Origin of the sequence: Microbispora sp. GKU 823 (assembly GCF_002027145.1) — a bacterium.
Classification (GTDB): Bacteria; Actinomycetota; Actinomycetes; order Streptosporangiales; family Streptosporangiaceae; genus Microbispora; species Microbispora siamensis.
Genome location: NZ_MWJN01000010.1, coordinates 47523 through 60076 on the forward strand (window position 1 = coordinate 47523; position 12554 = coordinate 60076).

13 protein-coding genes and 1 pseudogene are annotated in these 12554 nt (G+C 72.7%); 6 read left to right on the forward strand and 8 right to left on the reverse strand.

What is annotated here, in order from left to right; all coding sequences use genetic code 11:
* Positions 1-213: 213 nt before the first annotated feature.
* The gene (locus B1L11_RS08035) at positions 214-834 is read right to left on the reverse strand and encodes a YigZ family protein (RefSeq protein WP_079313889.1); all 621 of its coding nucleotides are present in this window, start codon (positions 832-834) and stop codon (positions 214-216) included.
* Positions 835-966: 132 nt separating this feature from the next.
* Here B1L11_RS08035 and B1L11_RS08040 point away from each other — a divergent pair, with 132 nt between their 5' ends.
* The 4 genes and pseudogenes from B1L11_RS08040 (at position 967) to menC (ending at position 5069) form a co-directional block, all read left to right on the forward strand.
* Positions 967-2016 carry a dipeptidase gene (locus tag B1L11_RS08040; RefSeq protein WP_079313890.1) on the forward strand — a complete coding sequence of 350 codons (1050 nt, stop codon included), beginning with the start codon at positions 967-969 and terminating at the stop codon, positions 2014-2016.
* Entirely contained in the window at positions 2013-3104 is a 1092-nt protein-coding gene (locus B1L11_RS08045) for a M20 family metallopeptidase (protein ID WP_218670962.1), read from the forward strand. Before B1L11_RS08040 ends, B1L11_RS08045 begins: the two co-directional genes overlap by 4 nt.
* On the forward strand, positions 3101-3928 hold the full coding sequence (locus B1L11_RS08050; protein ID WP_079313892.1) for a GNAT family N-acetyltransferase: 828 nt from the start codon (positions 3101-3103) through the stop codon (positions 3926-3928). The genes B1L11_RS08045 and B1L11_RS08050 overlap by 4 nt, the downstream gene beginning before the upstream one ends.
* Positions 3929-3969: 41 nt before the next feature.
* Positions 3970-5069: pseudogene (gene menC, locus B1L11_RS08055) on the forward strand (o-succinylbenzoate synthase).
* Positions 5070-5096: 27 nt separating this feature from the next.
* Here the strand turns inward: menC and B1L11_RS08060 are convergent.
* Positions 5097-5492, reverse strand: coding sequence for an ester cyclase (locus B1L11_RS08060; RefSeq protein ID WP_079313957.1), 396 nt, complete (start codon positions 5490-5492; stop codon positions 5097-5099).
* 122 nt (positions 5493-5614) lie between these two features.
* Between B1L11_RS08060 and B1L11_RS08065 the strand changes: the two genes are divergently transcribed.
* On the forward strand, positions 5615-6238 hold the full coding sequence (locus B1L11_RS08065; protein ID WP_079313893.1) for a TetR/AcrR family transcriptional regulator: 624 nt from the start codon (positions 5615-5617) through the stop codon (positions 6236-6238).
* Between the two features lie 18 nt (positions 6239-6256).
* On the opposite strand, the gene B1L11_RS08070 is transcribed toward B1L11_RS08065, so the two are convergent.
* From B1L11_RS08070 to B1L11_RS08085, 4 genes are all read right to left on the reverse strand, one after another.
* Positions 6257-6700, reverse strand: coding sequence for an SRPBCC domain-containing protein (locus tag B1L11_RS08070; RefSeq protein WP_079313894.1), 444 nt, complete (start codon positions 6698-6700; stop codon positions 6257-6259).
* 21 nt (positions 6701-6721) lie between these two features.
* Positions 6722-7072 carry a helix-turn-helix transcriptional regulator gene (locus B1L11_RS08075; protein WP_079313895.1) on the reverse strand — a complete coding sequence of 117 codons (351 nt, stop codon included), beginning with the start codon at positions 7070-7072 and terminating at the stop codon, positions 6722-6724.
* A complete protein-coding gene (locus tag B1L11_RS08080) occupies positions 7069-7530 on the reverse strand; it encodes an SRPBCC family protein (RefSeq protein WP_079313896.1) in 462 nt (153 codons plus the stop codon). Before B1L11_RS08080 ends, B1L11_RS08075 begins: the two co-directional genes overlap by 4 nt.
* 88 nt (positions 7531-7618) lie before the next feature.
* Positions 7619-8794, reverse strand: a complete 1176-nt coding sequence (locus B1L11_RS08085) for an erythromycin esterase family protein (RefSeq protein WP_079313897.1) — start codon at positions 8792-8794, stop codon at positions 7619-7621.
* Between the two features lie 90 nt (positions 8795-8884).
* Here B1L11_RS08085 and B1L11_RS08090 point away from each other — a divergent pair, with 90 nt between their 5' ends.
* Positions 8885-9568 carry a TioE family transcriptional regulator gene (locus tag B1L11_RS08090; protein WP_079313898.1) on the forward strand — a complete coding sequence of 228 codons (684 nt, stop codon included), beginning with the start codon at positions 8885-8887 and terminating at the stop codon, positions 9566-9568.
* A 56-nt stretch (positions 9569-9624) separates the two neighbouring features.
* Here B1L11_RS08090 and B1L11_RS08095 read toward each other — a convergent pair whose 3' ends face one another.
* Positions 9625-10965: a CdaR family transcriptional regulator gene (locus B1L11_RS08095; RefSeq protein WP_218670963.1), complete on the reverse strand. Its 1341-nt coding sequence runs from the start codon at positions 10963-10965 to the stop codon at positions 9625-9627.
* 264 nt (positions 10966-11229) lie between these two features.
* The gene (locus tag B1L11_RS08100; RefSeq protein ID WP_079313899.1) at positions 11230-12549 is read right to left on the reverse strand and encodes a serine hydrolase; all 1320 of its coding nucleotides are present in this window, start codon (positions 12547-12549) and stop codon (positions 11230-11232) included.
* Between the last annotated feature and the right edge of the window lie 5 nt (positions 12550-12554).

The following is a 12554-nucleotide window of genomic DNA, read 5'->3' on the forward strand; positions in this document are numbered from 1 at the left end:
AACCGCCCGTACGCAGCCGCCTCATCATCAGTGAGAAACTCCACCGGCATACGCCGCAAAGCATGACTGGTCCACAAGTAGCCAACCCAGAGCGATCAAAGCGGTACAGACCATTACCGGTCGCCGTCCTCGCCCGCATCGGAACGGCCAGTGGCGTCAGCGCGAGCCCCGACGGCTCCTCAACGCAGCAACCGAACGGCCAGTGGCCCCGCCTCAGCGGGCGAGGTGGACGGTGCCGCCGAGCGCCGTCTGGGCCCGCCCTGCGGTGACCGCCGCGATCCACTCCTCGAAGACGGGCAGCCGGTCCTCGGCCACCGCCACCTCGAAGGCGACCCGCGCGCCGTAGTCCACACCGCGCAGCGCGTACGGCGAGGCGCGCAGGTCGCTTTCCAGCCTCCCGGCCTGCGCGTGGCCGACCGACACGGTCACGACCGCCGCGGGGACCATCTCGACCACCTCCGCCCGGTCGAGCGTCTCCCCCACCGCGCCGCCGTACGCCCGGGCGAGGCCGCCCGCCCCCAGCAGCACCCCGCCGAAGTAACGGGTGACGACGGCGGCCACGTCGGCGAAGCCGCGCCGGGTGAGCATCTCCAGCATCGGCGTGCCGGCCGTGCCGCCCGGCTCCCCGTCGTCGTCCGCCCTGCGTACGCCTTCGCCGACGACGTACGCCGAGCAGTTGTGGGTCGCGTCGGAGTAGAGCCGCCTGCGCTCGGCGACGAACCCGCGTGCGGCCTCCTCCGTGGCCGCAGGGGCGAGCGCGCAGATGAAGCGCGAACGGCGGATCTCGATTTCGTGCTCGACGATGTCCCTGATCGTCCGGTACGGCGCTGCCACGGGATCAGCTTATTCAGCGGCCCGCCTTTACAAAGTAATGTGAGGTCGTTGGACGGATGGACGAAGATTGGGCCGTTCTTTGGTAAGAGCGGATGAATTGCCCCGCTCCCTCCCTGCCGTACCGTCAGCGGGGTGTCAGTCGAACTCCCCTCCCACCTCCACCATCGCGCGGTCGTCGCGGACACCCACAACGACCTGCTGATGGCGGTCGCCGAACGCCCGCCGACCCGGTGGGCGGAGTTCTTCCGCGAACGGTGGCTGCCCCAGTTGCGGGACGGCGGAGTGGACCTCCAGGTGCTGCCGGTCTTCGTGGACGACCGCTACCGCCCGGAGGGCGCGCTGCGCCAGACCCTGCGCATGATCGAGTGCGCGCACACGCTGGCCGAGGGCAACGCGGACGCCGTACGGCTGTGCCTGGACGGCGCGCAGGTCGACCGGGCGCTCGACGACGGCGTCATCGCCCTGGTCCTGGCGATGGAGAGCATGCCCGGCCTGGACTCCTCCGTCGAACTGCTGCCCACCCTGCACCGGCTCGGCGTGCGGGTCGCCTCGATCGCCCACTGGGGGCGCACGCCGCTGGCGGACGGCAGCGGCGAGGACGCCACCGGCGGCCGGCTCACCCACGCCGGGGTGGCGGCCGTGGGCGAGATGGAGCGGCTCGGCATGATCTTCGACGTCTCCCACCTGGGCGCGCGCGGGGTCGAGCACGTGCTGGAGCTGGCCTCCCGCCCGGTGATGGCGACCCATTCGGCCGCCCGTGCCCTGCGCGACCACCACCGCAACCTCACCGACGACCAGATCCGCGCCGTCGCCGCGACCGGCGGGGTCGTCTGCGTCAACTTCTTCCCCGTCTTCCTCGCCGAGGATCCGGCCGGCTACACGGTGGACCGGCTGGTGGACCACATCGAGCACGTCGCGGAGGTCGCCGGGATCGACCACGTGGGACTGGGGCCGGACTTCGTCCGCGAGGTGCTGCACGACGTCACTCCCCCGTGCTGTGAGGACTTCGGCTTCGACGGGATCGACCCCGGCGCCGCCCTGCCCGGCCTGGACGGGCCACGCGGGCTGCCCCTGGTCACCGAGGCCCTGCTGCGGCGGGGTCTGCCCGGCGACGACATCCTGAAGATCCTCGGCGGCAACGTGCGGCGGCTGTTCCGCGCCGAGCTGGGCAGGCCGCGGTGAACGCGACTGGCATGCTCGCGGACCTGGAGGAGCTCGTCCGCTGCGAGTCGTTCTCGGCCGACCACGAGGCGGTGGCCCGCAGCGCGGCCGTGGTCGCCGCCCAGGGACGCCGCCTGCTCGGCGCGCCTCCCGAGACGATCGTGGTCGACGGCGTGACGCACCTGCGGTGGAGCTTCGGCGAGCCGCGCGTGCTGCTGCTCGGTCACCACGACACGGTCTGGCCGATCGGCTCCCTGCGTACGCGGCCCTGGTCGGTCAGCGGCGGGATCGCCCGGGGGCCCGGGGTGTTCGACATGAAGGCCGGACTGGTGCAGATGTTCCACGCGCTGGCCGCGCTGCCCTCCCCGGACGGCGTGTGCGTGCTGGTCACCGGCGACGAGGAGGTCGGCTCGCCGTCCTCCCGCGCCCTGGTCGAGGAGACGGCGCGCGGCTGCGCCGCCGCCTTCGTGCTGGAGGCGAGCGCCGAGGGCGGCGCGCTGAAGACCGCGCGCAAGGGCATCTCGGCGTACGAGGTCGTGGTGCACGGCCGGGCCGCCCACGCGGGCCTCGACCCCGGCAGGGGGGCCAACGCCGGAGTCGAGCTCGCCCACCAGATCCTCGCCGTCGCCGCGATGGCGGCCACCGACGGCACGGACGGCACGACGGTCACGCCCACGCTGCTGTCCGGCGGCACCACCATGAACACCGTGCCCGCGCTGGCCCGCCTGGCCGTCGACGTCCGCGTGCCGACCGTCGCGGCCCAGCTCCGGGTGGACGCGCTGATGCGGGCGCTGTCACCCCGGACTCCCGGAACCCGCCTGGAGGTTCTCGGCGGCCCGAACCGCCCGCCGCTCGAACCGGCCTCGTCGGCGGGCCTGTTCGCCCTCGCCCAGCGGGTCGCCGCCGAACTCGGGCTCCCTCCCCTGGCGGGCGCCGCCGTCGGCGGCGCGTCGGACGGCAACCTCACCGCCGGGGTGGGCTGCCCCACCCTAGACGGGCTCGGCGCGGTCGGCGGCGGCGCGCACGCCGACGACGAGCACGTGGTCGTGGCCGAGATGCCGGGCCGCGCGGCGCTGCTGGCGGGCCTGGTCGAGGCGGTGCGTCGATGAGCGGTCTCGGCGACCTGCGGCTGCGTGAACTCCACACCATCGAGGAGTTCGAGGACGTCTGGCGCCTGTTCGGCGGCATCTGGCGGCCGGACCCCGGAGGCGAGCCGGTCACGGTGGAGATGATGCGGGCGCTCTCGCACGCCGGCAACTACGTCGCCGGGGCCTTCCGGCGCGACCGGCTGGTCGGCGCGTCGGTCGGGTTCGTCGCGGCCCCGCCACGGCGGGCGCTGCACTCCCACGTCACCGGGACTCTCGCCGGGCAGGGCGTCGGCTTCGCGCTGAAGCTGCACCAGCGGGAGTGGGCACTCGACCGGGGCCTGGAGACGATCACCTGGACGTACGATCCGCTGGTGCGCCGCAACGCCCACTTCAACCTCGCCAAGCTCGGCGCGCGGCCCGAGGAGTACCTGCCGGCCTTCTACGGCACCATGGGCGACGCGATCAACGCCGGGGACGAGTCCGACCGGGTGCTCGCCGTCTGGCCCCTGACCTCGCCGCACGTCCTCGCCGCCGTACGGGGTGAGCCGTCCCCGGTGGAGGTCCCGCCGGACGCGGCCACCGGGCTGGACGACGACGACGGCCGGCCCGTACGGCGCCGCACCGACGCCGAGACCGTGCTGGTGGCCGTGCCCGGGGACATCGAGACCCTGCGCGTGACGGATCCGGCCGCGGCCAGGGCCTGGCGGCTGGCCCTGCGCGAGGTGCTCGGCGACCTGCTTCGCGAGGGCGCGCGGGTCACCGGATTCCACGACAAGTCCTGCTACGTCGTCCGCCGGGGCGCCCGCGACGAAGGGAGAGGCGGCGACGGCCGCGCACTGTCATGAAAACCACGGGCATGAAAACCACGGGCATGAAAACCACGGGCATGAAAATCACCGGTATCGAGCTGCGGCGGATCGCGATGCCGCTGGTCGCGCCGTTCCGCACGTCCTTCGGCACCGAGACGCGGCGTGACGTGCTGCTGCTGCGCGTCGTCACGCCCGACGCCGAGGGCTGGGGCGAGTGCGTGGCGATGTCCCAGCCGCTCTACTCCTCCGAGTACGCCGAAGGCGCGGCCGACGTGCTGCGCCGGTTCCTGATCCCCGCGCTGCCCGCGCGGCCCGGGCCGTACGCCGTGAACGAGGCGCTGCGCCCGGTCAAGGGGCACCGCATGGCCAAGGCGGCGCTGGAGACGGCCGTGCTGGACGCCCACCTGCGTGCCGCCGGGCAGTCGTTCGCCGACTTCCTCGGCGCCACGAGGAGCCGGGTGGCCGCCGGGGTCTCGGTCGGCATCATGAACTCCGTCCCCGAACTGCTCGACGCCGTCGCCGGCTACCTGGACGAGGGCTACGTCCGGATCAAGCTCAAGATCCAGCCCGGCTGGGACCTGGAGCCCGTACGGGCCGTGCGCGAGCGCTTCGGGCCCGAGCTGCCGCTGCAGGTCGACGCGAACGCCGCCTACACCCTTGCCGACGCTCCGCACCTGGCGCGGCTGGACGAGTTCGGCCTGCTGCTCATCGAGCAGCCGCTGGCCGACGACGACATGGTCCAGCACGCCCGGCTGGCCGCCTCGATCAGCACCCCCGTGTGCCTGGACGAGTCGATCGAGTCCGCCGAGCACGCGGCGGCGGCCATCTCCCTCGGCGCCTGCTCGGTCGTCAACATCAAGCCCGGCCGGTCGGCGGTTACCTGGAGGCCCGGCGCATCCACGACCTGTGCCGCGCCCACGGCGTCACGGTGTGGTGCGGCGGCATGCTGGAGACCGGGATCGGCCGGGCGGCCAACGTCGCGCTGGCCGCGCTGCCCGGCTTCACCCTGCCCGGTGACACCTCCGGCTCCCGCCGCTACTACAGCACCGACATCACCCCGCCCTTCGAGCTCGAGGACGGGCATCTGACCGTGCCCACCGGCCCGGGCATCGGGGTCGAGCCGATCCCGTCACTGCTGGACGAGGTCACCGTCGCCACCGAGTGGATCCCACTCTGACGCCTGATCGGCACAGGCGCCCGCGGCTCACCCGGCGGCCACGTCCTCGGGGCTGGCCGCGGGCGGGAATCCCGTGCTGGCCCCCCACATCTCGGCGAACCGGCCGTCGTCGATGCGGAAGATCTCGAACAGCATGGGCCGCACGTCGCCGTCCGGGCCCGTGATCCCCTCGACGGTCGAGCGTACGGCGGCCTTGTCGCCGTCGACCAGGATGTCCTGCGCGACGACACGTATGTCGGGGAACCGGGCGACGAGCGCGCGCCAGGCGGCTTTGCCCGCCTCGAACCCCGGGACGCCGAGCGGATGGCTGAAGAAGTCCGGGGTGTGCAGGTCGGCGGCCTGGTCGAATCGCCGGCTGTTGAAGCACTCCTGCATCCGCCGCACCAGCTCCACTGTGGCGGCCGCATCCTCGCGTGTGGTCATCGGCGTGGTCTCCTCGTGGCCGGCGGTTCTGGTCATGACGAGCGGCGCGGGCTCCAACCGGTGCGCCGCCCCGGTTATGGCCATACTATTCGGTGCGCCGCCCCGGTTATGCTGATATCGACATGTCCAGCCAGCCACCTCGATCAGTCGCGGCGAACCCGACGGCACCGCACGGGAGCGACCGGGAGCTGCGGGCCGACGCCCGCCGCAATCGCGAGCGCGTCCTGCGGACCGCGCAACAACTGTTCGCGACGGAGGGTCTCGGCGTCTCGCTCGATGAGATCGCCCGCCGTGCGGGCGTCGGCCCCGGCACCGTCCACCGGCACTTCCCGACGAAGGAAGCGCTGTATCTCGCCGTCGCGACCGACCAGCTCAGGCACCTGGTGGCGGAAGCGGAGGCACTGGCCGCGACCGGCGATCCCGCGGCCCTGTTCACGCTGCTGTCCGCGATGATGGCCAGCGGCGCGGAGAACGTGGCGGTGAAGAGCGCCCTGGTGGCCGCCGAGTTCGACCTGCGCACCGCCGCCCCGGATGTGGCGGCGGATCTCACGCGCCATGTCGCGGACCTGCTGGAGCGCGCGCACGCGGCCGGCGCCGTGCGCCCCGACCTCACCGTCGACGAGGTGATGGCACTGGTCGCCGGCGCCTTCGCCGCGATCCGCCACGCCGGCGCGGAGACCAGCCGCGAGCGCTCCGGGCACATCGCCCAGCTCATCCTCGACGGGCTACATCCCCGGTCCCGCTGAACAAGGCGCGCGCCCGGCTCAGTGCCAGTCGCTGATCTGCACGTCCCGGGGCGCCGGCGCGCCCTCGCCGGTCTCCACCAGGGACTTCAGGCTCATCAGGAACGTGGCCCACTTGGTGCTGCAGTGGTGCATGAACTCCACGGGCTCCTTCCAGCCCCGGTGCTCGAACAGCACGATCGTGTAGTCGCCGTCCTGGCGCAGATTCCAGTCGATCGTCGTCCCGATCCATTCCTCGGGGCCGTCGACCACCCGCCAGGCCACCCGCTCCGACGGCCGCAGCTCGACGACCTCCATGTCGAAGCCGCCGACCGGGAACCGGAACTCGAGCACGCCGCCGGCGTCGCCGCTCCCCTTCGTGTCGTCGGTCCACCAGCCGGCCAGGCCCTCGACTGTCGTCAGCGCGTCGTACACCTTCTGCGGCGTCGTGGTCTTGACGCCGATCCTGTGCAGGATGTCCACCATGTTCGGCTCTCCTTGAGCTCGTCAGTCCTGTTGGGTGCGCTGGATCGCCTCGGCGATCCGCTTGATCCGCTGCAGCCGGGCGTCCCACGCCGCCCCGACCGAGGACAGCTGGGCCACCGCGCGGGCGAGCTGGACGTCGTCCACCCGATAGCGCTTCTCCCGGCCCGCCGGCGTCCCCCTGACCAGGCCGACCCGGTCGAGGACGCCGAGGTGCTTGGCCACCGCCTGCCGGGTGACCGGGAGCCGCTGGGCCAGCGAGGTCGCGGTGCCCTCGCCCTCGACGAGCAGCAGGTCGAGCATTCGGCGCCGGGTGGGGTCTCCGATCGCCGACCAAAGGTCGTCGTCGACGTCCTCGGCCGCCGCGGCGCTCACGGCCGCACCCGCAGCGTCGCGACGTACGGCGCCAGCCGCGGCAGGTAGAAGTCCCAGCCGGTGACGTGCTCGCGGTACTGCTGTTCGAGGACCGCCGCCTCCCAGCCCATCTCGCGGAAGCCGGACTCGGTCATCTTGAGCAGCGTCCCACCGCCCGAGGGGGTCAGGTCGAAGGTGACCAGCAGCGAGGTGCCCTCGGCCGCGATCTCGCCGGCCGGGTGGGTCCAGCGGAACGAGAACGTCCGCGGCGGTCGCACGTCCACGACGGTGAACGACACCACCGCCCCGCCGGCGTCGCGGTCACCGAAGACGATCTCCCCTGCCGCTCCGGGCGCCGGCTCGTACCTGGCGTCGTCCGGCCACCACTCCTTGAGGTGGTCGGGGCTGCTCACCACCTCGAAGACGATCTCCGGTGACGCCTCGATGTAGATCTCGCGCTCGATGGTGCCGAACTCCACGTCAGCCTCCTGCAACGTTTGGTTGCACATCAGGCTATCGGGAGGCCGGCATTCGCGCAACCATAAGTTGCACGTCGATGCGCTCCGGTCACCCCAGCTCGGCAACCTGCTTGAGGAACTTGAGGAAGACGACGCCGTCGATCATGCCGAGCTGGGCCGGGTCCAGCGGGAAGTAGGCGAAATCGCGGGAGATGCGCGGGTCCGGCTTCGTGATGGCCTCGGCCAGGCGGCGGGCGTCGACGAGAGATCGGTCCCACGGAAGCGTGGACAGGATGCCCTCGACGGTGTTCGGGGGTGGGGCGTCGTCGGCGACCGTGCCGAAGGCCGAGGCCAGGAAGGCGTACCGGTCGCCCAGATGCGTCGCGGTGATCGCTCCGGCGCTCCACCACTCCAGCACCTGGTCGCCGAACGGCATCAGGCTCTTGTTCCGCTGCAGGTGGAGATTGCTGGCGAAGACCAGGGCCGGGCCGTGCTCGGCGACGGCACGCAGGTTGGCGGCCATCATCGCGTCCCGCAGGGCCGACAGCCGGGTCCACCGTGCCGGGGACGCGTCGGCCATCCAGTAGTGGTAGCGGAGCAGGCCGGTGGCGGTGCGCCCGTACAGTGCCGCCCGCTCCCTGTCCTCCGCGCTCAGCTGCGGCGCTGCGCGCCGAGCAGCGCCACCAGGTCGTCGGCGATCAGTCGCAGCCGCTGAGCGTCGGCGGACCGGCCGATCGATTGGGACGGATCCATGGCCGCGGCCTCGTTCGACCACCGGTCGTCCGGGCCCAGCAGCGTGTCGAGGGTTTCCCCGGTTACCACACTGGGGAGGAGCGGGCCGTCGAGGAGGGCGTAGAGGGGCGGTGAGCGCCTGGCGCGGGCTCGCCGCCCAATACTCCAGAGGGCCGTCGAATCCGAAGAACCGGAGCTTTTCGTCATGCTCCTCGTTGTACGCCCGCATCCAGCGCACGAGCTCGCGGTTGGCCGGTGAGGCGCCGAAACCGTGGCTGAAGCCGCGTTCCATGACGTCGTCGAGCGTGCCCGTGCCCGTCGCGATGTAGTCGTCTACCACGAGGCCCATGAGACAGTCGCTCTCGATGGCGAACGACCGGTAGCCCTCGTGTTCGACCAGATGCCGGAAGATCTCGTTGCGCAACTCGCCGAGTTCCCCCACGAAGTGTCTGGCCTCGCCCAGGCCCAGCAGCAGGGGCTCGGCGGGAAGCGACCGGAGGAACGCCGAGATGCCCGCGCCATCGAGCTGCCGGGCCATGTCCTTGATGTCCATGCCTTCAACGGTATCGCTGAACCTTCCTTGTAAACTTTTCCCCGAAAACCCCCATTCCACCGCGATGGACCTTCAATCGGTGATGCATCCATGAGGCCAGTGGACCTGGCGCGCGAGCACGGCCTGTCCACCCAGGCGATCAGGAACTACGAGGACGCCGGCATCCTGCCCGCCGCCGAACGCACCGTCCACGGCTACCGCACCTACACGCCGCTGCACGCGCAAGCCCTGCGCGCGTTCCTCGCCCTCGTGACCGGGCACGGTCACCGGACAGCCACGTCGATCATGCAGGCGGTCAACCGGGGCGCCACCGAGGACGCGCTGCGGCTCATCGACGAGAGCCACGGCCAGCTCCTCGACGACCGCCGCACCCTCCAGGCCGTCGAAGCCGCGCTCCGCGATCTGGCGCCCGTGCCCGAGGAGCGCGGCGACTCGTTCATCGGACCCCTGGCCAGGAGGCTCGGCCTCCGCCCTGCCACCCTGCGCAAATGGGAGAACGCCGGGCTGGTCCGCCCGCGCCGCGATCCGCAGACCGGCTACCGGATCTACAGCGCGGCCGACGTACGCGACGCCCGGCTGGCCCACCAGCTCAGGCGGGGCGGCTACCTGCTGGAGCAGATCGCTCCGCTGATCGCTCAGGTCCGCTCCGCCGGAGGCGTCGCCCCGCTGGAGTCGGCCCTGCGCGACTGGCAGGCCCGCCTGTCCGCCCGGGGCCGCGCCATGCTCGAGGGCGCCGCCGGCCTCGACGCGTACCTCCGCGCCCGCGAACCCTGAGGCCGCGTCACGTCCACCGCAGGAAACGGCATGGCCCCGGAACGGCGCGCGGCGCGTTATCGGCCGAAGATCCGCATCTGGAGCATGACGCCGAGCCGCGCGTCGGGGTCGGCCAGGTCCAGCCCGCCGATCTCCGTCAGCCGCTTGAGGCGGTAGCGGAAGGTGTTGGGGTGCACGTGGACCCGCGCGGCGGCGGCGTTGACGTCGCCGAAGGCGTCCAGGTAGGCCCGCAGGGTGGCGACCAGCTCGCTGCCGTGCTCGGCGTCGTACGCGAGCAGCCGCTCGTACGGCCCTGTGGGCGCCTGCTTGTCCGCCCTGACCAGATCGGACAGCTGGAGCAGCAACGCCTCGAAGTGCACGCTCGTATACCCGGCCACCTGGCCGGAGGCGCCCCTGGCGCGCAGCACCCGCAGCGCGCGGTCGGCGTCGGCCCGCGAGCGCGCCACCTCGGTGAGGTCGGCCGCCAGGCGCCCCACGCCGATGTTGGCCGCGTGCCGGGGGCCGACCCTGGTCAGGAAACTCTCCGCCACGCTCACGGCCCGCGTCTCCTCCTGCCCGCCGGCCTGCAGAGGCAGCACGGCGTAGGCGACGGAACCGACCAGCGCGGCGGCGGCCTTCGGGTGGATGGCCCCGACGTGCAGGGCGAGGGCGTCGCAGAACCGCTGCCGGTCGCCCTCCAGCCGGGCGGCGTCGTCGTACGTCTCCTCGGTGAGCTGGGCCGCGAGCACGCACAGGTGCTCGCTCGCGACGCCCAGCCGGCCCGCCGCCTCCGCCGCCGTCGCGGCCGCCGGCGAGCACGGTCGACAGCAGGTCGGCGCGCAGCCGCCTGCTGGTGTCGCCCCGGCGCGCTGCCGCAGGAGCTGCAACGCGACGATCTTGGCGGCGTCGGCGAGCGCGCGCCGCCGCTGCTCGCTCAGCGGCTCGCGCACCGCGGCCCAGATGGAGCCGAGGATCTCGTCCCCCGAGCGGACGGCCACCGCCGCGCGGTTGATCCCCTCGTCGTCGAGTTCGATGTAGATCGGCTCGCGGCTCTGGTAGAGCCGGCGGAAGACGCCTCCTTCCTCCAGCATCCGCCGATACCGCTCCGGCACCTGGCGGCCGAGCACGGTCGCCACCCGCCCGGCGTCGGCCTCCTCCTGCCGCTCGGAGTACGCCAGCACCCGCGAGGAGCGGTCCTCGATGGTCACCGGCGCGTCCAGCAGCGCGCACACGGCGTTGGCCAGCGAGAACAGGCCGTCCGGCGGGGGCTGTCCGGGCTCGGCGAGATCGCCTTCGCCCCGGAGCTCGGCCAGCAGGGAGCGCAGCAGCGCCGCCACCTGGGCCCAGGAGGCGGCGCGGGTGAGGCCGAGCACCGCGACGCCGGTCTCCAGGACCTTCGCGCGGAGCGGCTCGTCCACCTCCACCGGCTGCTTGACGACGACGCCTGCCGCCGGACCGGCCGCGTCCAGCAGGGCCCGGACCCGCTCGCCGAGTCCACCCCGACGGCGAGCACGAGAGCCCCCTCCTGAAGCAGCGGCTCGTCCAGGGGGTCGTAGATGTGCACCCCGGTGACCTCGGCGTCGAGGTCACCGGGTGAGGCGGCCACGTCGAGTACGGTGCTGCCGAGGTCCTCCAGGACCCGGCGCAGGCTGGCGCGCGGCCGTGCGGTCATCCCCCCCGCCTCAGCCGATCCTGGGCGTGGCCCGCGCGCCGAGGTGGACGTACGGCGTGCCGTCGGCGAGCCGGAAGAACACCGCCGACCACCAGTCGGGCTGCCCCTGCGGGCGGCCGACGAAGGTGACGTCGTCCACCGGAACGAGGTCGACGTCCATGGGCGGCTGCGCCCCGGCGAGGGCCCCGGTGGCCTCCATGTGCGTCGCGAGCACCCCGTCGCGCACGGTCATCGTGATGCGCATGCCGGCCCGCTCGTAGACCCCGGCGTACCGCTCCACGTCGGTCTCGTACGGCTCGGCCGGCGGGCCGAGCACGGGCGGGACGGCCAGGCCGAGCAGGTCGGCGAACAGCTCGGTGGCCACCGCGTGCTGGAAGGCGGAGGTCTGGCCGCCGTTGGCCAGCACGCACACGGCCGTGCCCGCGTCGGGGACCGCCCAGAGCATGGCCGCCTGGCCGATCGTGTTGCCGCCGTGGGAGATCACCCGGTGGCCGTCCCACTCGTCCAGGATCCAGCCGATCCCCCACTGCCTGCCCAGTGTGTGCGGGTTGGGGACGTCCACCTGCGGCTCCCACATCGCCCGCGGGTCGGCCAGCAGGCCGCCGTCGAGGTGGGCTCGGGCGAAGGCCACGACGTCGGCGGCGCGGGCGCAGATCAGCCCGGCGGGCCCGGCCGAGCGCATCAGGCCCCACATCGGCGCGGGCGCGCCGCCCATGTGGCCCATGGCCGCGCGGAAGCGCAGGACGTCCTCCGGCAGGGTCCAGGTGTGGGTCAGGCCCAGCGGCTCGACGACCTGCTCGCGCAGCGCGGCGTCCCACACCTGACCGGTCAGGCGCTCGACCACCCGCCCCGCCACCGAGAAGCCGGAGTTGCAGTACGACTGGGTGGCGCCGAGCGGGTGGTTCTGGGCGAGGTCCGCGCACGCCTCGACGTACTTCTCCAGGCAGTCGTCGCCCCGGCCGGTGTCGAGGAACAGGTCGCCGTCGATGCCCGAGGTGTGCGATAGCAGGTGCCGGAGGGTGACCGTCTTGGTCACCTCCGGGTCGGCCACCTTGAACTCCGGCAGGATCTCCCGCACCGGGGTGTCGAGGGTGACCCGTCCCTGCTCGACGAGCAGCATGATCTGCGTCGAGGTCCACAGCTTGGTGATCGAGCCGATCTGGAAGAGCGAGTCGGGGGTCGCCTCGACGCCGGTGGCGACGTTGAGCACCCCGGCGGCGAACTCGTGGACCTCTCCCTCGTGCAGGTAGGCCAGGGTCGCTCCGGGGACCTCATACTCGGCGATCAGCTCACCGAGCCGGGTCTGCCATCGTCCTGCCACGTCAGCCATCGGAG

Excerpts from the sequence above, each read along its gene's own strand:
- B1L11_RS08050 (WP_079313892.1), top strand. The coding sequence starts at position 3,101 with ATGAGCGGTCTCGGCGACCTGCGGCTGCGTGAACTCCACACCATCGAG.
- B1L11_RS08060 (WP_079313957.1), bottom strand. The coding sequence starts at position 5,492 with ATGACCACACGCGAGGATGCGGCCGCCACAGTGGAGCTGGTGCGGCGG.
- B1L11_RS08065 (WP_079313893.1), top strand. The coding sequence starts at position 5,615 with ATGTCCAGCCAGCCACCTCGATCAGTCGCGGCGAACCCGACGGCACCG.
- B1L11_RS08070 (WP_079313894.1), bottom strand. The coding sequence starts at position 6,700 with ATGGTGGACATCCTGCACAGGATCGGCGTCAAGACCACGACGCCGCAG.
- B1L11_RS08085 (WP_079313897.1), bottom strand. The coding sequence starts at position 8,794 with ATGGACATCAAGGACATGGCCCGGCAGCTCGATGGCGCGGGCATCTCG.
- B1L11_RS08090 (WP_079313898.1), top strand. The coding sequence starts at position 8,885 with ATGAGGCCAGTGGACCTGGCGCGCGAGCACGGCCTGTCCACCCAGGCG.
- B1L11_RS08100 (WP_079313899.1), bottom strand. The coding sequence starts at position 12,549 with ATGGCTGACGTGGCAGGACGATGGCAGACCCGGCTCGGTGAGCTGATC.